This is a genomic window from Paucibacter hankyongi (assembly GCF_037482915.1).
Taxonomy (GTDB): Bacteria; Pseudomonadota; Gammaproteobacteria; order Burkholderiales; family Burkholderiaceae_C; genus Paucibacter_A; species Paucibacter_A hankyongi.
Window position 1 is genome coordinate 87,683 of the sequence record NZ_JBBHJX010000017.1, and the last position, 21,181, is coordinate 108,863.

18 protein-coding genes are annotated in these 21,181 nt (G+C 61.4%); 6 read left to right on the forward strand and 12 right to left on the reverse strand.

Annotated features, from left to right (window positions below; translation table 11 throughout):
- The first annotated feature begins 1 nt into the window (after position 1).
- The 3 genes from WG899_RS19290 to WG899_RS19300 all read left to right on the forward strand — a co-directional run bounded on the left by WG899_RS19290 (position 2) and on the right by WG899_RS19300 (position 4,067).
- Positions 2-1,450 carry an NAD-dependent succinate-semialdehyde dehydrogenase gene (locus WG899_RS19290; RefSeq protein WP_339597289.1) on the forward strand — a complete coding sequence of 483 codons (1,449 nt, stop codon included), beginning with the start codon at positions 2-4 and terminating at the stop codon, positions 1,448-1,450.
- 24 nt (positions 1,451-1,474) lie between these two features.
- On the forward strand, positions 1,475-2,791 hold the full coding sequence (locus WG899_RS19295; protein ID WP_339597290.1) for an NAD(P)/FAD-dependent oxidoreductase: 1,317 nt from the start codon (positions 1,475-1,477) through the stop codon (positions 2,789-2,791).
- 136 nt (positions 2,792-2,927) lie between these two features.
- Positions 2,928-4,067, forward strand: a complete 1,140-nt coding sequence (locus WG899_RS19300; RefSeq protein ID WP_339597291.1) for an agmatine deiminase family protein — start codon at positions 2,928-2,930, stop codon at positions 4,065-4,067.
- A 13-nt stretch (positions 4,068-4,080) separates the two neighbouring features.
- Here WG899_RS19300 and WG899_RS19305 read toward each other — a convergent pair whose 3' ends face one another.
- From WG899_RS19305 to WG899_RS19360, 12 genes are all read right to left on the reverse strand, one after another.
- Positions 4,081-4,839, reverse strand: coding sequence for a substrate-binding periplasmic protein (locus WG899_RS19305; protein WP_339597292.1), 759 nt, complete (start codon positions 4,837-4,839; stop codon positions 4,081-4,083).
- A 56-nt stretch (positions 4,840-4,895) separates the two neighbouring features.
- Positions 4,896-6,212, reverse strand: coding sequence for an NAD(P)/FAD-dependent oxidoreductase (locus WG899_RS19310; protein WP_339597293.1), 1,317 nt, complete (start codon positions 6,210-6,212; stop codon positions 4,896-4,898).
- Between the two features lies 1 nt (position 6,213).
- A complete protein-coding gene (locus WG899_RS19315; protein ID WP_339597294.1) occupies positions 6,214-7,710 on the reverse strand; it encodes an aldehyde dehydrogenase in 1,497 nt (498 codons plus the stop codon).
- 21 nt (positions 7,711-7,731) lie between these two features.
- Positions 7,732-8,601 (reverse strand): ABC transporter permease subunit, encoded by an 870-nt coding sequence (locus tag WG899_RS19320; RefSeq protein ID WP_444718875.1) that lies wholly within the window; start codon positions 8,599-8,601, stop codon positions 7,732-7,734.
- Positions 8,598-9,536, reverse strand: a complete 939-nt coding sequence (locus WG899_RS19325) for an ABC transporter permease (protein WP_339597295.1) — start codon at positions 9,534-9,536, stop codon at positions 8,598-8,600. Before WG899_RS19325 ends, WG899_RS19320 begins: the two co-directional genes overlap by 4 nt.
- The gene (locus WG899_RS19330) at positions 9,533-10,663 is read right to left on the reverse strand and encodes an ABC transporter ATP-binding protein (protein WP_444718876.1); all 1,131 of its coding nucleotides are present in this window, start codon (positions 10,661-10,663) and stop codon (positions 9,533-9,535) included. Before WG899_RS19330 ends, WG899_RS19325 begins: the two co-directional genes overlap by 4 nt.
- 16 nt (positions 10,664-10,679) lie before the next feature.
- The gene (locus WG899_RS19335; RefSeq protein WP_339597296.1) at positions 10,680-12,047 is read right to left on the reverse strand and encodes a glutamine synthetase family protein; all 1,368 of its coding nucleotides are present in this window, start codon (positions 12,045-12,047) and stop codon (positions 10,680-10,682) included.
- 59 nt (positions 12,048-12,106) lie between these two features.
- Complete coding sequence (locus WG899_RS19340) at positions 12,107-12,886, reverse strand: gamma-glutamyl-gamma-aminobutyrate hydrolase family protein (protein WP_339597297.1); 780 nt, start codon at positions 12,884-12,886, stop codon at positions 12,107-12,109.
- Between the two features lie 7 nt (positions 12,887-12,893).
- Entirely contained in the window at positions 12,894-14,279 is a 1,386-nt protein-coding gene (locus WG899_RS19345; RefSeq protein WP_339597298.1) for a DUF3138 family protein, read from the reverse strand.
- A 102-nt stretch (positions 14,280-14,381) separates the two neighbouring features.
- Positions 14,382-15,497 carry a polyamine ABC transporter substrate-binding protein gene (locus WG899_RS19350; RefSeq protein WP_339597299.1) on the reverse strand — a complete coding sequence of 372 codons (1,116 nt, stop codon included), beginning with the start codon at positions 15,495-15,497 and terminating at the stop codon, positions 14,382-14,384.
- Between the two features lie 72 nt (positions 15,498-15,569).
- Complete coding sequence (aguB, locus tag WG899_RS19355) at positions 15,570-16,499, reverse strand: N-carbamoylputrescine amidase (RefSeq protein ID WP_339597300.1); 930 nt, start codon at positions 16,497-16,499, stop codon at positions 15,570-15,572.
- 17 nt (positions 16,500-16,516) lie between these two features.
- Positions 16,517-17,602 carry an agmatine deiminase family protein gene (locus tag WG899_RS19360; RefSeq protein ID WP_339597301.1) on the reverse strand — a complete coding sequence of 362 codons (1,086 nt, stop codon included), beginning with the start codon at positions 17,600-17,602 and terminating at the stop codon, positions 16,517-16,519.
- 93 nt (positions 17,603-17,695) lie between these two features.
- On the opposite strand from WG899_RS19360, the gene WG899_RS19365 reads away from it, so the two are divergent.
- The 3 genes from WG899_RS19365 to WG899_RS19375 all read left to right on the forward strand — a co-directional run bounded on the left by WG899_RS19365 (position 17,696) and on the right by WG899_RS19375 (position 20,944).
- Positions 17,696-18,586 carry a LysR family transcriptional regulator gene (locus WG899_RS19365; protein ID WP_339597302.1) on the forward strand — a complete coding sequence of 297 codons (891 nt, stop codon included), beginning with the start codon at positions 17,696-17,698 and terminating at the stop codon, positions 18,584-18,586.
- Between the two features lie 102 nt (positions 18,587-18,688).
- Positions 18,689-19,831 (forward strand): agmatine deiminase family protein, encoded by a 1,143-nt coding sequence (locus WG899_RS19370; protein ID WP_339597303.1) that lies wholly within the window; start codon positions 18,689-18,691, stop codon positions 19,829-19,831.
- A 27-nt stretch (positions 19,832-19,858) separates the two neighbouring features.
- Positions 19,859-20,944 (forward strand): agmatine deiminase family protein, encoded by a 1,086-nt coding sequence (locus WG899_RS19375; protein WP_444718877.1) that lies wholly within the window; start codon positions 19,859-19,861, stop codon positions 20,942-20,944.
- The last annotated feature ends 237 nt before the right edge of the window (positions 20,945-21,181 follow it).

The following is a 21,181-nucleotide window of genomic DNA, read 5'->3' on the forward strand; positions in this document are numbered from 1 at the left end:
CATGAACACTCGACTGACACTGCAACGCGACCGCGCCTTGCTCGATGGTCGCTGGGTTGCGGCCGACGATGGCCGCACCTTTGCCGTTTGCAACCCTGCCACCGGGGAACAGCTGGGGCAAGTGCCCTTGATGGGCGCGGCCGAAACCGCGCGAGCCATCGCTGCCGCGGAACGCGCCTGGCCGCTTTGGAAGAAACGCAGCGCCAAAGAGCGCGCCAAGGTGCTGCTGCGCTGGCATGAGCTGGTGCTTGCGCACACCGAGGAACTGGCCTCATTGATGACGCAAGAACAGGGCAAGCCACTGGCCGAAGCCCGTGGCGAGGTTGCCTATGCGGCGTCCTTCATCGAATGGTTTGCTGAGGAAGGCAAGCGACTCTACGGAGAGACCATTCCTAGCCCCATGGCCGACCGACGCCTGCTGGTGCTGCGTGAACCTATAGGGGTTTGCGCCGCCATCACGCCCTGGAATTTTCCGCTTGCCATGATCACGCGCAAGGTGGCGCCCGCGCTGGCGGCGGGCAACCCCATCATCGTGAAGCCCGCCGAGGCCACGCCCTTCAGCGCCTTGGCCCTGGCCGTGCTGGCCGAGCAAGCCGGCCTGCCGGCGGGATTGCTGCAGGTGCTGACCGGCGACCCCAAGGCCATCGGCGGCGAGCTGACCCGCAATGCCACAGTTCGCAAGCTCAGCTTCACGGGCTCCACCGCCGTCGGTCGGCTGCTCTATGCGCAGTCTGCGCCTACGATCAAGAAGCTCTCCTTGGAATTGGGTGGCAACGCTCCCTTCATCGTCTTCGAGGACGCTGACCTGGATGCCGCCGTGGAAGGCGCCATGCTGTCCAAGTTCCGCAATGCGGGCCAGACCTGTGTCTGCGCCAATCGCATCTATGTGCACGAGCGCGTCTATGAGGCCTTTGCCGACAAGCTGGCCGCAGCGGTCAGCCGACTGGTGGTCGGCAATGGCCTGGAGGCTGGTGTGCAGCAAGGCCCATTGATCAACGCAGCTGCGGTGGCCAAAGTGCGGTCTCATATCGCCGATGCTGTGAGTCAAGGCGCACGCGTGCTGGTCGGCGGCCAAGGTCATGCCTTGGGCGGGAACTTCTTTCAACCCACTGTGCTGGCCGACGTGACAAGCGCGATGGCGGTGGCGCGCGAAGAGACCTTCGGGCCGCTGGCGCCGCTGTTCCGATTCAGCAGCGATGAAGACGTGATCCGGCAAGCCAATGACACCGAGTTCGGCCTGGCCAGCTATTTCTACAGCCGCGACATCGGTCGCATCTGGCGTGTCGCGGAGGCCCTGGAATACGGCATGGTGGGCATCAACACCGGCCTGATTTCCAACGAGGTGGCACCCTTCGGCGGCGTCAAGCAAAGCGGACTTGGCCGGGAAGGCGCACGTCAAGGCATCGAGGACTACGTTGTCACCAAGTACCTGGCCATGGCCGGCCTCTGAGCGCCCGATTCGCCAGACAAGCCCATGGAAGCGCATCGCATCGTCATCGTCGGCGGCGGCGCCGGCGGCCTACCGCTGGCCACGCAACTGGGGCGCAGTCTAGGCCGTCGCGGCCTGGCTCACATCACCCTCATTGACCGTCAGCGGCGCCATTTCTGGAAACCGCATCTGCACGAAATCGCTGCAGGCAGCATGGACCTGGACCGCCACGCGATCAGCTATATGGCACATGCTCACCGGCATGGCTTTCACGACCGCATCGGCGAGATGATCGGCCTGGACCGCCAGCGTCGCGTGGTGCGACTGGCGCCCCATCGCGATGAACAAGGCCGGCCCGTGACGCCGCAACGCGAGATCCCTTACGACAGCCTGGTGTTGGCCGTGGGCAGCGTCACCCACGACTTTGGTACGCCTGGTGCGCGCGAACATGCGATCGCGCTGGAGTCCTTGGACGATGCCGAGCGATTCCATCGCCGCTTGGTGAACGCCTGCATCCGTGCCCAGGCCAATCCGGATGCTCGCGGCGCGCATCACCTGCAAGTGGTCATCATCGGCGCCGGGGCCACCGGCGTGGAGCTGGCTGCAGAGCTGAGGCACACCAGCCGCGACCTGGCTCGCTACGGACTGCAATGCCTGGACCATGAGCAAACACTGGGCATTCATTTGGTAGAGGCCGCAGCGCGGGTGCTGCCCGGCTTGCCTGAGCGCTTCTCCGCTGCAGCCCTGGCTAGGCTTCAGGCCTTGCAGGTCGAAGTTCATACCAACGCACGGGTGGCCGAGGTGCTGGCCCATGGTGTGCAGCTGGCTGACGGCCGCCATATCCCTGCCGAGTTGGTGGTCTGGGCGGCAGGCGTCAAGGGCCCAGACTTCTTTGTGCAAGGCCTGGATGGACTGAGCTTGAATCGCCAGCAACAGCTGCGACTCAGCCCCGAGCTGCACACATTGGAAGACCCCCATGTCTTTGCGCTGGGTGATTGCGCCGCCTGCCCTTGGTTGGGCGGGCCACAAGAATGGGTGCCTCCACGCGCCCAGGCCGCACATCAACAAGCACAGCATCTGGCGCTGAACCTGCAGCGACGGCTTCGGGGTCAGGTCTTGCTGCCCTGGCGGTACCGGGACTTCGGCTCCTTGGTGTCTCTGGGCCGCAGTAGCACCGTGGGGCAGTTGATGGGCAGCTTGGGCGGCGGCAAGCTCTGGCTGAGTGGCGGCTTGGCCTGGCTGATGTACCGGGGTCTGTACCAAAGCCACCAGTTGTCGCTACACGGCCCTTGGCGGGCGGCTATCGAATGGCTGGCTCAGGCCCTCACGCGCTGGAATCGGCCTCGCATCAAGCTCCATTGAATCGGCTTGTTACAGCCATGAGCCGGACTGATGAAAGAGTACAGAACATGTCAGTAGTCGCAAAGGCTCCGATGAATTTGAATGTCAGGGTGGGCGACATGGTGTTGTCCACCCTGACGATTCACACGGATTCCCCATGACTCAAGACAAAACTCTCGACTCCAGCCAGGGCAATACACGCCGCCAGCTCCTGCAAGCGAGCGCTGCAGGCCTCGGGGCCGGACTGCTGGCGGGCCTGCCCGTGCTTGCTGCAGCTGCGCCCGCCTTCGCGGTACCCGACGAAGCCCGCCCGCAGACCCGCGTTTGGATGGGATGGCCCGCCAGCACGGGCATCTGGGGCAGTAGCTTGCTCAGGAAAGTGCAAGACGACATCGCACGCCTGGCACGAACCATCGCCAAGTACGAGCCAGTCACCCTACTGGCCAGCGGCACCAGCAATGCCAACGCGGCGCGCACCCGGATCGGCGCCACCAACTACCCCGTCACCATTCTCAGCAACATTCCTGTGGATGACTGCTGGCTGCGCGACACCGGGCCGGTGTTTCGCGTGAACGGGGCGGGTGGCCTCGATTGCATCGGCCTGAACTTCAACGGCTGGGGCAATAGGCAAACCTGGCGGCGCGACGGCTATGTAGCCGAACGCATCGCCGCTCAACTCGGGCTGACGATCACGCATGCCGATGTCGTCGGCGAAGGCGGCGGCGTGATTTACGACGGCGATGGCACCTTGATCGCCAATGAGAGCTGCTGGGTCAATGGCAATCGCAACCCCGGCGTCACTCGCGCCGACATCGAAGCCGAGCTGTTGAGTCTTTACGGGGCCAGCAAGATGATCTGGTGCCCAGGCATCAAAGGCCAGGACATCACGGACGACCACATCGACGCCACGGCACAATTCGTCGGGCCGGGCCGACTGGTCATCCATAACCCGCCCGCCAACGACACAGGCATCTGGGCACAAGACGCTCGTCGAGTGCGCAGCATCCTGAGTGCAGCGACCGATGCGCGCGGCCGCCCATTCAGCATCACCCTGCTCAACCAACCCACGCGCGGACGACTTAGTGGGCCAGATGCCCTGCTCACGTATATCAACTATCTGGTCGTCAACCACGCAGTCATCACGGTGAACTTTGGCGACACCATTACCGACTCGGACACCTTTGCAAAGCTCTCGGCGCTCTACCCCGGTCGCACCGTGGAAATGATCAATATGGACAGTCTCTACACCGGCGGCGGGGGCATCCACTGCGTCACGCAGCAGCAACCCCTGGTCTAAACGCAAGGCCCGCTCAGCGACCTGCGCCATGACGCAGCGCTGGCGGGTATGCCGCATCAAGCACTGCGGGGTAGCGTTGAAACAATGCACGCAATTCGCCATTGCGTGCCATTCGTTGAAGCTCTGCGTCGAAGCGATCTCGCAAAACTTCACCTTCTCGGTTAGCTCGAAAAGCGAAGTACAAGGGCTGCCGCAAAACAGCGGGCTTGATCTCAATGGCGTCCGCATCCTCTGCCGGCAACTTCTTGATTGCTTCGCTGATACGCGGCCCGTAGTCCAACACGGCATCAACACGCCCGCGAACCAGCATGCGCAGCATGGCACCCAGGTCATGTTTCTCTTCATAGCGCATGGGCACCTCGGTATAACGTTGATAGCCATACCCCAGTTGAGCGCTGACGCGCTGCTGACGAAGAGATGCAACTCCTTGCCACTCGGGGAATCGCGAACGCAGCACGGCTGCGCTGACCACATCCATATCGCTCACGGCACGAGACATGATGGCGTTCGCACCCGGGTCGTTGGTGCCCGGCACGACCACATGGCTGGCATTGGCAAGCATGGTCAGCGCTCGGGCAAAGGGTACGATTTCCACGCGCAACTCGTACTGCGGCGCCGGGAAGACGGCGCGCATCAGGTCGCCGTACAAGCCTTGCCCCTGCGAATCCAGATAGCCCGGAAACTCGGGATAGGCCAGAGTCACGACCTCCGCCGCCGGGGCCGAAGCGCAAGCGATCGCCAGCGCGGCCCCTAAGACCCCAAGCAGACGCATAACAGTTCCTGAGTCAATCGCAGAAGCCTTGACTCTAATGCAGGGCAAACGACTTGTTAAACGCCCAACTGGTCACGCAAGCTGTAGTACCAGGCACCCAGTGCGGTAAAGGGCACCCGGAACAGCCGACCGCCCGGGAAGGGGTAATGCGGCAGACCGGCAAACACATCAAAGCGCTCGGTTTGGCCGCGAATGGCTTCACCCAAGACGCGGCCAATCAAGTGCGTGTAAGTCACACCATGGCCCGAGCAGCCCTGCGAGAAATAGATGTTGCGATCCAGTCGCCCGACCTCGGGCAGACGCGACAGGGTCAAGAGGAAGTTGCCGGTCCAGGCGTAGTCCAACCTCACGCCTTCCAACTGCGGAAAGGTCTTGAGCAGCTTGGGCCGGATGATGGCCTCCACATGGGCCGGATCGCGCGCACCATAGATCACGCCGCCGCCATACAGCAAACGCTTGTCGGCTGAGAATCGGAAGTAATCGAGCAGATAGTTGCAGTCTTCGACGCAATAGTCGGACGGGATTAGCTCACGCCAGCGCTCACCCAAGGGCTCGGTCGCGACCACCTGCGTGCCGCAAGGCATAGAACGCGCCGCCAGGCGCGGCTCTAGACCTCCGATGTAGGCATTGCAAGCCACCACGACGGTGGCTGCCTGCACCTCGCCGTCGGCGGTACGAACCCGCGCCGTGGCGCCGCGCTCAATCTTTACGACGGCCGAATGCTCGTGGATCACCCCGCCCAAGGCCTCCAATGCTGCCGCCTCACCCTGCGCCAACTTGAGAGGATGGATGTGGCCGCCACTGCGGTCCAGCAGGGCCGCGCAATAACGCTTGGCCCTGACCGCCGACTGAAGCTCCGGTCCTTCCAAGATGCTCAGGCCGCGATGACCATGGCGTTCCCATAGCGCCTTCTGCGCCTCAAGGTGGCGGGCCTGCTTGGGCGTCAGCGCCGCGAACAAGCCGCCGTCTTTCAGGTCGCAATCGATCTTGTAACGCGTCACGAACTCACGAATGACTCGGCCGCCTTCAAAAGCCATCTGCCCCAGCGCACGAGCAGTGTCGGCGCCATGGCGCGTTTCGATAACGTCGAGGTCACGTGAATAACTGTTGACGATCTGGCCGCCGTTGCGGCCGGAAGCGCCCCACCCCACCTTGGCCGCTTCCAGCACCACCACCTTGAGACCGGCCTCGGCCAGATGCAATGCGGTGGAAAGGCCGGTGTAACCCGCGCCAATGATGCAGACATCGGCGCGCACCGTGCCGCGCAAGGCCGGGCGTGGCGGCTGCGGCAAGCCACTGGCAGCGTAGTAGGAAGGCGCGTGGCGGGTGGCGTCATGTGCGTCACTTGGGCCCATAACAGCAGTTCTGCTCATCTCAGTCATCGATTTGTATCCAGGTGGTTTTCAACTCGGTGTACTTGTCCAAAGCATGCAGCGATTTATCGCGGCCATTGCCGGACTGTTTCACACCGCCAAAGGGCACGGTGATGTCGTCTTCGTCGTACTGATTGACATGCACGGTGCCGGCTCGCAGGGCGCGTGCCACACGGTGCGCGCGATTGATGTCATGGCTCCAGACTGCAGCCTGCAAACCATAGGGGCTGTCATTGGCCAGCGCAACCGCCTCGGCCTCGGTCTCAAAACGCAGCACAGCAATGACGGGGCCGAAGATCTCCTCGCGAGCCACGCGCATTTGGTTGTGCACCCGATCGAAGACAGTCGCTTGAAAATAGCTCCCACCACTGTCCTGGTGGCAGCGCCTCCCCCCTAGCAACAAGCGCGCGCCTTCGTGCTCGCCTGAGGCGACATAGCCCTCGACGCTGCGCAGCTGCGCGTCGTCAACCAGGGCGCCCATCGGTGCGCTCCAATCCAGACCATGCTCGGCGCGGTAGCCGCGCGCGGCTTCCACCAGTTGCTCTGTGAAGGCGTCGGCAATACTGGCCTGCACCAACACACGCGAGGGCGCATTGCAAGACTCGCCCTGGTTGAAGAACAGACTGGCGGCTGCAGCGCGCGCTGCGGCGGCAGGGTCGGCATGGTCGTCAAACACCAGAAAAGCAGATTTGCCCCCCAACTCGTTATAGACCCGCTTGAGGTTGGAGCGTGCGGCGTACTCCAGCATGCAGCGGCCCACCCGGGTCGAGCCGGTGAATCCGATGGCGTCGACATCGGAGTGCAGGGCCAGTGCCTCGCCGGCTTCATGCCCAAAGCCAGGCACCACATTCAACACGCCGGGTGGCAGCCCTGCCTCAACGGCCAGCTCCGCCAGACGAAGCGCGGTGTAAGAGGACTTCTCGCTGGGCTTGAGCACCACCGAGTTGCCTGTAGCAAGCGCGGGGCCGAGCTTCCAGCAGGCCATGATGAGGGGATAGTTCCATGGCACCACGCAGCCGATCACCCCCATGGGCTCGCGAGTGATCAAGGCCAAGGCATGGGCGGCGGTAGGCGCCACTTCACCGTAGACCTTGTCGATGGCCTCGCCATACCAGGCCAGGCAACGTGCGCTGGCCGGCAGGTCCACCTGTAGCGCGTTGCGCAGCGGTTTACCCATGTCGAGGCACTCGAGCAGCGCCAACTCTTCGCGAGCCTCCAGCAGCAGCTCGGCAAAACGCTGCAGCACACGCTTGCGCTGCGCCGGCGCCTGGCGCGACCATCGTCCATCTTCAAAAGCAAGGCGCGCGCTGCGCACAGCCTGGTCGATTTCGGCCGCGCCGCCGCGTGATACCTCGCCGAGCAGCCGCCCATCTAGCGGCGAATGCTTGGCGAAGCGCATCTTCAAGGGCTGGCGAGCGCCATCCACATAGGCGCGCCCATCAGGCTGCAGCGCTCTGGCGCGCGCATGCCAGTCCATTTCAGCGTATAGCTTTGTCATAGGTTCGGATTGAATGTGACTTCAAGATTGAGGGCGCCAGGCCGCACTGATTTCACGCTGGCGGCGCCGCTCCGCGTGCACGGCGTACAGAGCCGCGGCGGTGATCACGCCAGCCACTAGCGCAATGATGAGCGTCGCCATCGCGTTGACGCTGGGGTCAACACCCATGCGCGCACGCGAGAAAATCACCAAGGGCAAAGTCGTTGAGCCAGGTCCCGACAAAAAGGCCGACATGACCACATCGTCCAAAGACAAGCTGAAGGTCAGCAACCAGGCCGAGCCCAAAGACTGGAGGATCATCGGCAGCGTGACCAGGCGAAACACCTGTGCAGGTCGGGCGCCCAAGTCCAATGCCGCCTCTTCCAGAGCCGCCGGCAGCTCGCGCAAGCGCGCTTGCAAGACCACCGTGGCATAGGCCATACCCAACAAGGCATGGCCGATCAACAAGGTGCCCAAGCCACGCGAGGGAAAGCCCAGCGCACCTTGCATGCCCACCAGGAGCAACAACAAGGCCAGACCCACAATCACCTCAGGCATGACCAGCGGCGCGTTGACCATGCTGGCGAACAAGCCGCGACCGCGAAAGCGAGGATATTTGACCAAGGCATATGCCGCCAGCAAAGCCAACAAGACGCTGCCAGTTGCGGACAAGGCTGCCAGCTTCAAGGACAAGCCCAAGGCGGCCAGCATCTCGCCATCCGCCATCAGCTTGCTGTACCAGCGCAAAGTGATCCCGCGCCACAAACTGGGCACCGGCGAGTCATTGAAGGAGAACAGCACCAGTGCGCCTATCGGCAGGTACAAGAAGAGGTAGCCCACGAACAGCCAAGCATGGGCCAGCTGCCGACTGCAGAATTCCATCCAACGATGGGCCCTAAAAATCTTGCTCATGCGCGGGCCTCTCGATCTTGCACGCGGTTGAACCAGGCCAAGGGCAGCATGATGATGGCCAAGAGCAGCACCGCTACTGCGCAAGCCATGGGCCAGTCGTTGTTGCTGAAGAACTCCTCCCACAAGACCTTTCCAATCATCAAGGTACGAGGCCCACCCAAAAGCTCGGGGATCACAAACTCGCCAACCGCCGGGATGAACACGAGCATGCAGCCCGCTGCGATGCCGCCACGAGAAAGCGGTACGGTGATGCGCCAGAACGTCTGCCAGGGCGTCGCGCCCAAGTCATAGGCTGCCTCGATCAGGCGCAAGTCCATCTTGGACAAGGCGGCGTAGAGCGGCAAGATCATGAAGGGCAGATAGCTGTAGAGCATTCCCAGCATCAAGGAGAAAGGGGTATGCATGTACTTGCCTGGCGCTTCAATCAGGCCCATCCAGAGCAGCAGCCCATCAAGCCCAGCTCCTTGCAACATCGCCCCAAGCCAGCCCCCCTCGCCGAGCAGCAGCTTCCAGGCATAGACACGCAGCAAGAAGGACGTCCAGAAAGGTGCCATCACCAACATGAGCAAGATGGGTTGATGCATGGGCTTGGCACGGGCCATGAAGTAGGCAAAGGGATAGCCCAGCAACAAGCAGCCCATTGTGGTGATGAAGGCCAGCCGCAAACTGGAGGCATAGGCATTCAGATACAGGCCATCACTCAAGAGATTGCTGAAGTTGCTGCCGCGCAATGTCAGCTGCCAAGCTCCGTCAACATAACGTATCAGGCTATCGGGTCGTATTGGCCCCATCTGAGAGAGGCTGAAACTCAAGACCACCGCAAACGGTGCCAGGAAGAACAGCAGCAGCCATGCATAAGGCAGTCCGATCACAAAGTGGCGCCCTCGCCAGGGCCACCGCCGCGTGGAAGATCGCTTGGATGTACAGGGCTTCATTGGGTCAGCACCACTTGCGCGTCGTCGGCCCAATGGGCCCAGACCGTCTGGCCATTGCGGAATGGATCGTCGGCATGGCGACGCGTGTTGCTCAGGCTGACCTTGAGGCGCGCGCCACTGGCCAGTTTGAGCAGGCAAACGGTGTAGCTGCCGAAATAGGCCTGCTGCTCCAAGACGCCTTGCAGCACATTCAGTCGCGCGTCGAGCGGACGGTGCGAGAGCTCGATTTTCTCGGGCCGCAAAGCGACACTGACCGGCATGCCCAGCGTCCCAGTGATGCCATGCCCCACCCGATGAGTGCAGTCCTGGCATTGAACGATGACATGGTCTGGGGCGTCCTCGGCCACATGACCGTCCATCAGGTTCACATGACCGATGAAGTCGGCGACATAGCGACTGCCTGGGGTTTCATAGATGTCCTGCGGCGCACCGACTTGCAGCACCCGCCCCTGCCCCATCACAGCGATGCGAGTGGCCATGGTCATGGCTTCTTCTTGGTCATGGGTGACCATCACGCAGGTCACACCCACCTCGCCAATGATGGCCAGCAGCTCTAGCTGCGTCTGCTCGCGCAGCTTCTTGTCCAGCGCGCCCAAAGGCTCGTCCAGCAAGAGCAGTTGTGGCCGCTTGGCCAGGCTGCGCGCCAAAGCCACGCGCTGCTGCTGGCCGCCCGAGAGCTGATGCGGCCGGCGCTGGGCAAAGCCCTGCAACTGCACCAGCTTCAGCATGGTCTCTACACGCTCGCTCACCTGGGCTTTGGGCAGGCCATCGCGACGCAAGCCAAAGGCGATGTTGTCCCAAACCGTCAGATGCGGGAACAGTGCATAGGACTGGAACATCATGTTGATCGGGCGAGCATAGGGCGGCAAGCCGCTGAGGTCTTGCCCGTTCAACACAATGCGCCCGGCACTCGGTGTCTCGAAGCCGGCCAGCATGCGCAGCAAGGTGGTCTTGCCGCAGCCGGAAGCGCCCAGCAAGGCGAAGATTTCGCCTCGCGCGATATCCAAGCTGACCTGATCCACCGCCCTGGCCTCGCCAAAATCCTTGACCACGGCGTCGATGCGCAAAAAGGGTTCGCTACGCCCCTGCGCCGTCATCAACGGCGCTTGATACTGAGAGGGTTTCATGCACCGAACTCCTGACTTAGACGTGCAGCAACAAGTGCTCGCGTTCCCAGGGCGAGATGACCTTCATGAACTCTTCGACCTCGACCTCTTTGACTTCGGTATAGACCGTCACAAAGTCCTTGCCCAGAACCTCGGCCAAGTCCTTGTCTTCGCGCAGCAGGTCGAGTGCTTCGCCCAAACTACGGGGCAGTTGGTAGTCGCCGAGGTAGGCGTCGCCGGTGCACTCTCGGCTGGGCTCAATGCGGTTCTTGATGCCAAGGTAGCCACAGGCCAAGGTTGCCGCGAGGGCAACATACGGATTGGCATCGGCGCCGATGACGCGGTTTTCAACTCGGCGCGCGGCCGGTGAAGCCACTGGTGAACGGATACCCACGGTGCGGTTGTCCGTGCCCCACTGGATGTTGATGGGCGCGGCGGTCGAACGTACCAAACGACGGTAGCTGTTCACATAAGGCGCGAACAAGGCCATGGCCGACGGGATGTACTTCTGCAGGCCGCCGATGTACCAGAAGAACTCTTGACTCGGGCTTCCATCGGGATTGCTGAAGAGGTTGCGCCCCGTCTTCTTGTTGATCACGCTTTGATGCACATGCATGGCGCTGCCAGGCTCGCCAGCGATGGGCTTGGCCATGAAGGTGGCATACATATCGTGGCGCAGCGCAGCCTCGCGCACCGTGCGCTTGAACAGAAAGACTTCGTCAGCCAAACCCAGCGGGTGGGCATGGAAGAAATTGATTTCCATCTGGCCCGCCCCGATCTCATGGATCAAGGTGTCGACGTTGAGTTCCATCTGCTCGCAGTAGGCGTACACATCCTCGAACAGCGGGTCAAACTCGTTGACGGCGTCAATGGAGTAGGCCTGCCTGGAGGTCTCAGTGCGACCACTGCGACCCACGGGCGGCTTGAGCGGGATGTCCGGGTCGGTGTTGCGAGCCACCAGATAGAACTCCAACTCGGGTGCCACCACCGGGTCCCACCCTTCAGCCTCATAGAGTTCACACACTCGACGCAGCACCGAGCGCGGCGCGAACGGCACCAAGCGGCCATCTCGGTCAAAGCAGTCGTGAATGATTTGCGCGGTGGGGTCCGTGGCCCAAGGCACGATGCGCGCTGTGCTGGGGTCGGGGCGCAGATGCATATCGTGATCGGTCGGGCTGATCACATCGTGATACGGCCCGTGTTCTGGACACTCCCCGGTGACTCCCATGGCCACCACCACTTCGGGCAGCCGCATGCCTCGGTCTTCGGTGAATTTCTCGCGTGGCAGTATCTTGCCGCGAGCCACACCGGTCAGATCCGGCACCAGACACTCCACCTCGGTGACGCGCTTGTCCTTGAACCACTGCTCGAGCTCGCTAAAGCTCTGGTTATCTTTTTCCACCATAAGTCACCTGTTGTCTCGTCGAAAGTTCTTTTCTCGCCCCGAGGCTCGGGGCCGCAATGTCAGCACCAAGCTTCTTGCGCTTGGCTCTGGTATTCCTCGCAGGCGTGAGCGAAAGCCTTGAACACCGCCCGAGAGGCGGGCACCCGGTCGGCCTGCCATTCAGGGTGCCACTGCACGCACAAATTGAAGCCAGGCGCATCGGGCTTGCGGAAGGCCTCGATCAAACCATCCGGTGCCAGGGCCTCTGCGCGTAAGCCCGGCGCCAAGGTCTTGACCCCTTGGCCGTGAACCGAGTTGACCCGCAGGTCCTCTCTTCCAAGCAAGGCGTGCAGAAGACCACCCTTGACCAAGCTCACCGGATGAGCGGGAGCAAACATGGCCGCTGCTCCCTCCGCATCCGAACCGCGGTGATCGCCCAAACCGTCTTGCTCATGCACCGCCTGATGCAGGCTGCCGCCCAGGGCCACATTGACCTCTTGCAATCCGCGACAGATGGCCAGCAAAGGAATGCCGCGCGCCAATATGGTCGGAATCAAGGGCAATGTGGCCGCATCGCGCCGCGCATCCAGCGGCAGGCTGCTGTCTCTCACCCGTTGACCAAAATGATCCGGATGCACATTTGAGGGTGAGCCCGTCAGCAGCACGCCTGCGGCGATGTCCAACAAGGCCAGCCACTCTTTCGCACTGCCGGCCGGCACGATCAAGGGCGTGCAGCCGGCATGGCGCAGTGCCTCGAGATAAGGCTCGCGAACCACTTGATAGTGGTGCGCGCCCAACTCACGACTGCAGCTGGGCAGCAGGACCAGGGGGCGGCCCCGCTCACGTATTTGCAGATCCATACGACACTCAGAAGCTCATCACCACCGAGCCACCCAGCAACTGGTTTTGGCGCTTGAACTGTTGGCTGCCTTGGTGCAGGAAGACCGGGAGGTCAGCATGGTCCAGGCGATATTCCAGCTTCAGTTGTGTGAACGCATTCAGCTGATAGCGAGCGCCCAAGGACAAGGCACTGCGAATGGCGCCTCGCGCGGCGTCACCCAAGGGATCGGGCCCCAGGCCATTGCGAGCGTCAGCAAAGCTATAGCCCAAGGTGCCGCCGCCGTTCTTGCGGTTGTTCAAGTAATCAAGGCGCGCCATCAGTTCCAGACGTTGCGACAGCTTGTAGGCCGCCATGCCGGACAAGCCCCACCACTGGCTGTCCCGCAACTCACCGCTCACGGTGTCTGCGCTGATGGCCGCCTTGCGTTGCATACCAATGCTGGCTTGGCCCGAAAGCGTCCAGTCACCTCGGCTGAAGAAACCGTCCACCTCAAAGGTGTGCACCATGGTGTCTTCACTTGCGTAAGGCTGGCCCGTCACCGGGTTGCCGGCCGGATCCGTGGCGCGCCAGTTGGCCAGCTTGCCATGCATGCCGGCAAAGCCCCAGCCGTTGAACTCACGCTTGTAGTCATAGAAGTCCACGCGGTAGACCAAGGCTGGCGTCTTCTGGCCGTTGTTCTTGCGTGAGCTGTTCACGTTGGCCAACATGGCCTTCACCAGCCAGGGGCTGCGCTGCAACTCGAGGCCCGCCCCGGTGTAAACAGCGGGCAGCGTGAAGTCGAACAGCAGGTTGTGGGTGACGAAACGGTTCTGGTTGGACTGCATGATTTCGTGCCCCGACCAGTCGGGCACTTGCCCGCCGATCAGCCGAGTTTGCAAGTCGGTCAAGGGCACCGAGAAGCTGGCCTCATGAACGATGGACTGACCGTCGATCGCCACACCGCCGCCGCCGCGGTTGGGCGCCAGCGTCAGGCGCATCTTGCTGCCGCCTTCGAACTCCTTTTGGAAGTCCAGCATGGCCATGCCGAAGGCGCCGTTGTCGTAGGCGAACTCACCGTTCTGAGATGAATTCAAGAACTGAAAGCCGCTGCGGTTCTGCCCCTGGCTGTAGATGTAGCTGGGGTCAATCAGGCCGCTGATCTTCAGGCCCTTGTAGCCCATGGTTTCCTGAGCTTCCTCCAAGGCTTCGCTACGCACCGTGGTGCGATTGAGCTGACGCGCTTGATCGGGTGTCATGCCACTTGTTTCTGTGGACTTGGATTGCAACTCCTGCAATTGAGCTTGCATGGCCGTCATGGCCTCTTGCATGGCTTTCAACTTAGCGGCCAATTCGGCCGCGCTTTGGGCCTGGGCCGAGTTGGCCGTAAGCATCAACGCCAACACCGGGGTCAGCGCGAAATTCTTCATGTTCATCATGGCAATGCCTCTTCGATGGTTTGCTTTGGGCAAGGCTTCGCCCAACCCGTCTGGCGTTAGGCCTGACGGGCGGGAAAGCAGCAATGGAGCGTGGAGGGCTTAGAGGCCCGACTTGAAGCTGGTGTAGGCGCGCGACATCATCCGGCGCAGTTCGTTGTTGACCCCGCCCTGCACCCCCATGCGTGCAATTTCGGCGTCACTCGGGAACACCGAGGGGTTGTTGGCAATCTCTGGCCTCACGAACTTGCGCGACTCGCGATTCGGGTTTGCGTAGAAGAGCTTGTTGCTCAAGGACGCATGCACTTCGGGGCGCAGGATGTAATTGATGAATTTGTGCGCATTGGCAGCGTGCGGCGCGTCCGCCGGAATCACCATGGTGTCGAAGAACAAGATGCCACCCGACTTCGGCAGGGGGGCTTCAATGCGCTGGCCACTCTTGGAATCGATGGCCCGTTGACGAGCGCCGTTCAGATCGCCCGACCATCCCATGGCCACGCAGACCGAACCCGAGACCAGGTCATTCAGATAGCCCGATGAGCTGAACAAAGTGATGTGCGGGCGCACTGCATGCAGCAACTCGGTGGCCGCCGCATAGTCACCCGGCCGCGTGGTGTTGAGCGGCTTGCCTAGGTAGTGGAACACCGCCGGCAGCACCTCAGAGGCCGAGTCTAGATAGGACACGCCGCAACTCTTCAATCGCGACACATACTCAGGCTTGAACAGCAGGTCCCAGCTGTTCTCGGGCATCGGCAGATCCTTCAACGCTGCCTTGACCTTGTCCACGTTGTAGCCCACCGTGGTGTAGCCCCAGAGCCAGGTGACCATGTACTGGTTGCCCGGGTCCAACTTGGCCACCTGGGCCTGCAGCGTCGGGTCCAGATTCTTCAGATTGGGTAGCAAGCCCTTGTCCAGCGGCTGCAGCAAGCCACCGTCCGCCTGCATCTTGGCCCAGCCGGTGGAGGACATGACGATGTCATACCCGGTGCGTCCGGCCACCAGTTTGGTGTGCAAGATCTCGCTGCTGTCGAAGGTGTCATAGCGCACCTTGATGCCGGTTTCCTTCTCAAAGTTGGCGATGGTGTCGTCGGCGATATAGGACGACCAGTTGTAGAAGTTGAGTACCTTTTCTTGGGCCTGAGCACCGAGCGATAAAGCCGCCAGACTCAAGCTCAACAGAGCCGCGCGCCGCAGCATGCTGGGAATGGTTCGTTTCATGTTGTCTCCTATCGTGATTTTTATTGACATGGATTTGGCGTCGAACTGGAACCCTCGACGCTGTGATGAGAATCAGCGTGTCGGGCGCAGGTCGGGACGGATGTGTTGGCCGTCGCTGCTGAGCAAGGTCTTGTACATGTCGGGTCGGCGATCGCGGAAGAAGCCGAAGCTCTGTCGGTCCTGGCGGATCAACTCCAGATCGAAGCTCTGCATCAGAATGGTTTCGTCCGTCCGGTTGGCCTCGACCAGTTTGGCGCCGGTGTGGTCGGCAATGAAGCTGCTGCCGTAGAAGGTGCCGGTCAGGCCCTGCTGCTGATCATTGCCGTTGCCCAGGCCGGTCTCGCTGCCAATGCGATTGGCGGCTACCACTGGCACCATGTTTGCAGCTGCATGGCCTTGCATGGTGCGCTGCCAATGGCCGGCTGTGTCCATTTCAGCGCTGTGGGGTTCAGAGCCAATGATGGTCGGAAAGCACAGCAATTCGGCCCCCATCAAAGCCATGCTGCGTGCGGTCTCGGGGTACCACTGGTCCCAGCAGATGGCGATACCGATGCGACCGAAACGGGTGTCCCAGACCTTGAAGCCGGTGTCGCCCGGTGTGAAATAGAACTTCTCGGTGTAACCCGGCCCGTCGGGGATATGGGTCTTGCGGTAGACGCCCAGCACGCTGCCGTCTGCATCAGCCACGGCGATCGAGTTGTAGGCAGCATTGCCGGCGCGCTCGAAAAAGCCGATCGGAAGGACGATCCCCAACTCACCCGCGAGCTTGGCGAAATGTGCGATGCGGGCATTGCCCTCAAAAGGCTCCGCCAGGTCCAAGTGGCGCCAATTCTGGTCCAGACAGAAATAGGGCATCATGAACAATTCTGGGCACAGCACCAGATTGGCCCCTTGCGTGGCGGCTTGTCGAATCAAGCGTTCAGCGCGCTCCATATTGCGCTGGAAGTCCCAGTCGCCTGAGGCCATCTGGACGGCAGCAACCGTAATCTTTCTTGAACTCATCGAGGGTCTCCTTGGGTTCAGCCTGGGAAGCGGCAAACCGCCAGGCGATTGCCCAACATGGGCTGTTGTTGTGTCGAGCAGTGGGTGGCGCCGCCACCCAGAGAGATCGCAGCAATGGGCAGCAATTCCACGCGACGGTCCGGGAAGGCGCGAGCGAACACCTGACGCGCCAGCTCATCCTGCGGCACGTTGAAGGCCGTCGAGATCACCGCCCCATTCACCAGCACATAGTTGGAATAGATGTCGCAGAAGCGGGCGCTGCCATAGGTGTGGGCGCCGCGCGGGACCGGCAGGTCAAGGATCTCGAAGCGCCGCCCACGCGCATCAGTGGCGAGTTCCAGAGCGCGACGGTTCTCTTGCATAGCTCGGTAGTAATCCCCCTGATCGGGGTCCGCTGCATTGAACAAGATCTTTGCTGGAGCGATAAAGGAAGCGATACCGTCCACATGCCCATCGGTTTCGACCTCGGCCGGGTTGCCTGGCAGCCAGATGATCTTCTCTACGCCCAACATGCGGCGCAGCTCGACTTCGATATCTGCCCGCGTCATGGCGGGGTTGCGATTGGGATGCAAAAGGCAGCTTTCGGTGGTGAGCAAGGTGCCCTGGCCATCCACGTAAAAGGAACCGCCTTCCAGCACCATGTCCGACTGCACCAAGGGCACTTGCGCCAGGGCGGAGATGTCGCCGGCGGAGCGCTGACAACCCTCGTAGGGGCTGTACTTCTCGCCCCAGGCATTGAACCGGAAGCCCACCGCTTGCTGCGTCACTTGGTTTTCGTCCACCAGGAAGATGGGTCCGCAGTCACGCAACCAGTTGTCTTCCACCGCCATGGGCACCACGGTGACTTGCGGGCCGCACATCTCCCGCGCCTTAGCTGCCAACGGGGCGTGAGCCGCCACGATGCAACGCTGGTAGCCGGCAATGGTGCGCGCCAGCAGAGCAAAAGCACGGCAGACAGCGTCATAGTGCTCGCCCCACAGTTCTTCGCGGTTGCTTAGCACCGGCCAGCCCAGCCAGGTGGCCGCCATGGGTTCCCACTCCGCAGGCATGCGGAGCCCGGCGCGGCGGCAATCAAAGTCAGTCGATTTCAAGTTGTGCCTCATGAAAGTTGGCGTTTTGGAATGAGGGTTACTGTGATTTGAATTCCTTGAATGGAAAAGCGACATTTATTCCGTTGATTGATCAATTGGACTCATATGTCAAACGCCAGACTCCCCTCTTTCAAGTTCTTGCTCGGGTTTGAAGCAGCCGCCCGACTCGGCAATTACTCGCGCGCCGCCGATGAGTTGTGCGTATCGCAATCGGCCATCAGCCATCAGATTTCCCAGTTGGAGGACCAGGTCGGGCAGCCGCTGTTCCGGCGCAAAGGCCGCGGGGTCGAGCTGACCGTCGCGGGACGTTTGTTGCTGGACAGCGTCAGCAAATCCTTGGAGCAATTGCGCGGTGGCCTCGCTCGCATCGAGACCTACTTGGACGAAAACCTGGTCACCCTGGTCTGTCCAGCACCGATTGCGCAGGGCTGGCTGCAGCCTCGTGTAGAGCAGTTGCAGAAAGAACATCCACTGCTGTGCCCCATCATTTCTATCGATGAAACTGCCCGCTACATCGATGAAATGGACGTGGACATCGCCATCACCCATGAGCCGCTGAAGCAGCAAGGTGTGTTCGAGGTGCCCCTGCTCAGCGACGATCTCGTGCCTGTTTGCACCCCTGACTTGGCACGCCGTTTCGCAGCAGCGCCAGCTGAACAGCACCCCCAGATCGCAGGCTTGCTCTGCCTTGAAGGCGACCTCACCAGCGAACGCATCGGGCCCCACATTCGCGAACATTTCAACGCCTTGCGCCGAGTCGCCATCTACGACGATGCACGCCTGGTGCTTGACGCGGCTTTGCGCGGACGCGGCCTGGCCCTGGTTTCCAGTCTGCTTGCTGATGACGGCCTACGCAGTGGCCGCCTGCAACGCTTGGACATCTACCCCAGCCTGCCCTTGCGAACGGTTTGGATTTCACGCACTGAGGGCGAGGCGCGGCACCCTTTGGTTCGCGGCGTGTACGACAGCTTGCTCCGTTTTTCCCAAGCGGGCTGAATGAGTTATGAGTCAATTCGATCAATACAAGCAATAAACATCAGTTATGCAAATGGGTTCCAGACGTAAGAATGCGACATCCTGGTAGTAACCCTGAATTTCATGAACACAAGACGCGCCCTGCTGGGCCTGAGTAGCCTGGGGCTGATGAGCAATTTTTTGAGTGCATGCGGTGGCGGCCACAACGACTCCGACAGCCCACCCCCGACTCTTACTCCCGCACCAGCGCCCGAGTCCTCACCGGCGGTGTGGCGCATGCCCGATGAGGGCGAGGCTCATCGCGCCATTTGGATGGCCTTCGCAGCCCGCGAATCCGTCTGGGGTGCAAAGCTGAGCAAGCCGGTTCAGCAAGCCCTGGCACGCATCGCCAATGCCATCAGTGCTTTTGAACCCGTGAAGATGCTTGTCAGCGCCCAAGACATGACGACGGCTCGGGCTCTTTGTGGCCCCGCCGTGCAGCTGATCGAGCACGAAATCGATGACTTGTGGATACGAGACACCGGCTGTGTCTTTGTGAAGAACAGCCGCGGCGAACGAGCCGCTGTGAACTTCAATTTCAATGGCTGGGGGGGCAAGCAAAGCCATGCGCGCGATGCCACTGTGGCAGCCCGAATGGCGAACTTAGCTGGCGTGCCGCTGCTTAGCAGCACTCTGGTTCTGGAGGGCGGAGGCATCGAGGTAGATGGTCAAGGCACGGCCATCATTACCGAAAGTTGCGTGCTCAATGTCAATCGCAACCCCGGCGTCAGCAAGGCACAGGCCGAGATCGAACTCAAGCGTCTGCTCGGTTTAGAGAAAATCATCTGGCTGCCTGGCATTGCCGGCAAAGACATCACCGATGGCCACACCGACTTCTACGCTCGTTTCCTGAAGCCAGGCGTGGTGATCGCCGCCCTCGAAAACGACAGCTCATCGTTCGACTACCCGGTCACACGCCGGCACTTAGAACTACTGCGAAACGCAACCGATGCGAAAGGACGTGCGCTGCAAGTTGTGCCTCTCGAATCGCCCAAGCAAGTGCGCCCCACTTACGCTGGCCGGGACTTCGCGGCCGGATATGTGAACTTCTTGCTCACAGAAAAGGCGCTGTTCATGCCCGAGTTTGGAGACGCCGTGTCAGACCGCACCGCACGCATGGCCTTGGCGGCCTATTTGCCTCAACATCAGATCGTGGCAATTGACATCGACGCCATCGCCGCTGGCGGCGGCGGTATTCACTGCACGACTCAGCAAGAGCCGGCCTAAACTGAGCTTGCTACCAGGAGTCACTCCATGAACCGCTTGATCGCGCGCCGACGTCTCTTGCAGGCCTTGAGCATTGTTCCCTTGACTACCTTGCGTCCCGCTTGGGCTCGTGAAGAGTGGCACATGCCCGATGAAAGTGAGCAGCATGCCGCCACCTGGATGTCCTTTGGCCCCAGCGAAGACGTTTGGGGTCGACGCTTGCTACGCCCGGTTCGAGAGAACCTCGCCAACATTGCTCGCACCATCGCGTCCTTCGAGCCTGTCCATATGCTGGTGAGAGAAGAGGACCATGACATCGCTGCCCGCCTTTGCGGAAGCAAGGTCAAGCTCCACGTGCAGGAGGTGGATGATTTGTGGATGCGCGATGCGGGTCCTGTGTTCGTGAAGAACAAGACCGGCGGGCGGGCAGGCGTGGACTTCAATTTCAACGGCTGGGGCGGCAAACAAGAACATGGCCGCGATGCCCTAGTGGCGGAATTCGTCTGTGAACAAGCGCGCGTCGCAAGACTCGAAACCAATTTGGTCTTGGAGGGCGGCGGCATCGAAGTCGACGGCCAAGGCACCGCCATCATCACCGAAAGCTGCGTGCTCAACGCCAACCGCAACCCAGGCCTGAGCAAGGTCGTTTGCGAGGCCGAACTCAAACGCTTGCTGGGCTTGCAGAAGATCATCTGGCTGCCCGGCATCGCTGGCAAAGACATCACCGACGGCCACACCGACTTCTACGCTCGTTTCACCACACCGGGGGTGGTCGTGGCCGGCTTCGACGACGATCCGAAGTCCTACGACTATGCAGTCACTCGGAGACACCTGGAAATCTTGCGCCAAGCCAGCGACGCGCGTGGTCGTCGTTTGCGCGTGGTCGTACTCAATGGTCCAGCACACGTGCGCCCGGAACTCGAGTCGCCGGAGTTCGCAGCAGGTTACATCAACTTCTACGTCTGCAATGGCGCGGTGATTGCGCCGCAATTTGGCGACTCGAAGGCCGATGCCAACTGCAAGGCTGTACTGCGCGAGCAGTTTCCTGGCCGGCAGGTGGTTCAACTGAATATCGATGCGATCGCGGCTGGCGGTGGCGGCATTCACTGCACCACACAACAGCAGCCAAGCTGAATTTCGGCCAAGCGGAACCAAGGCCCAGCTTGAAGCACTCGTGCGCTCTTCAGCAAGCAAGGAGTGACGCCTTAGCGATCCGGCAATCCCCACCTGAATTGCCTTTTACTACCTCTCGTAACTCGTTGACAGGATGACTGAGAAGTTACGACCAGATGCCGACCTTGGCTGGCATCTATCCACCTGCCAAGAGGCGACCTTCCGGCGAGGCCACGAAATAGCCGTTCGCCGTTTAAG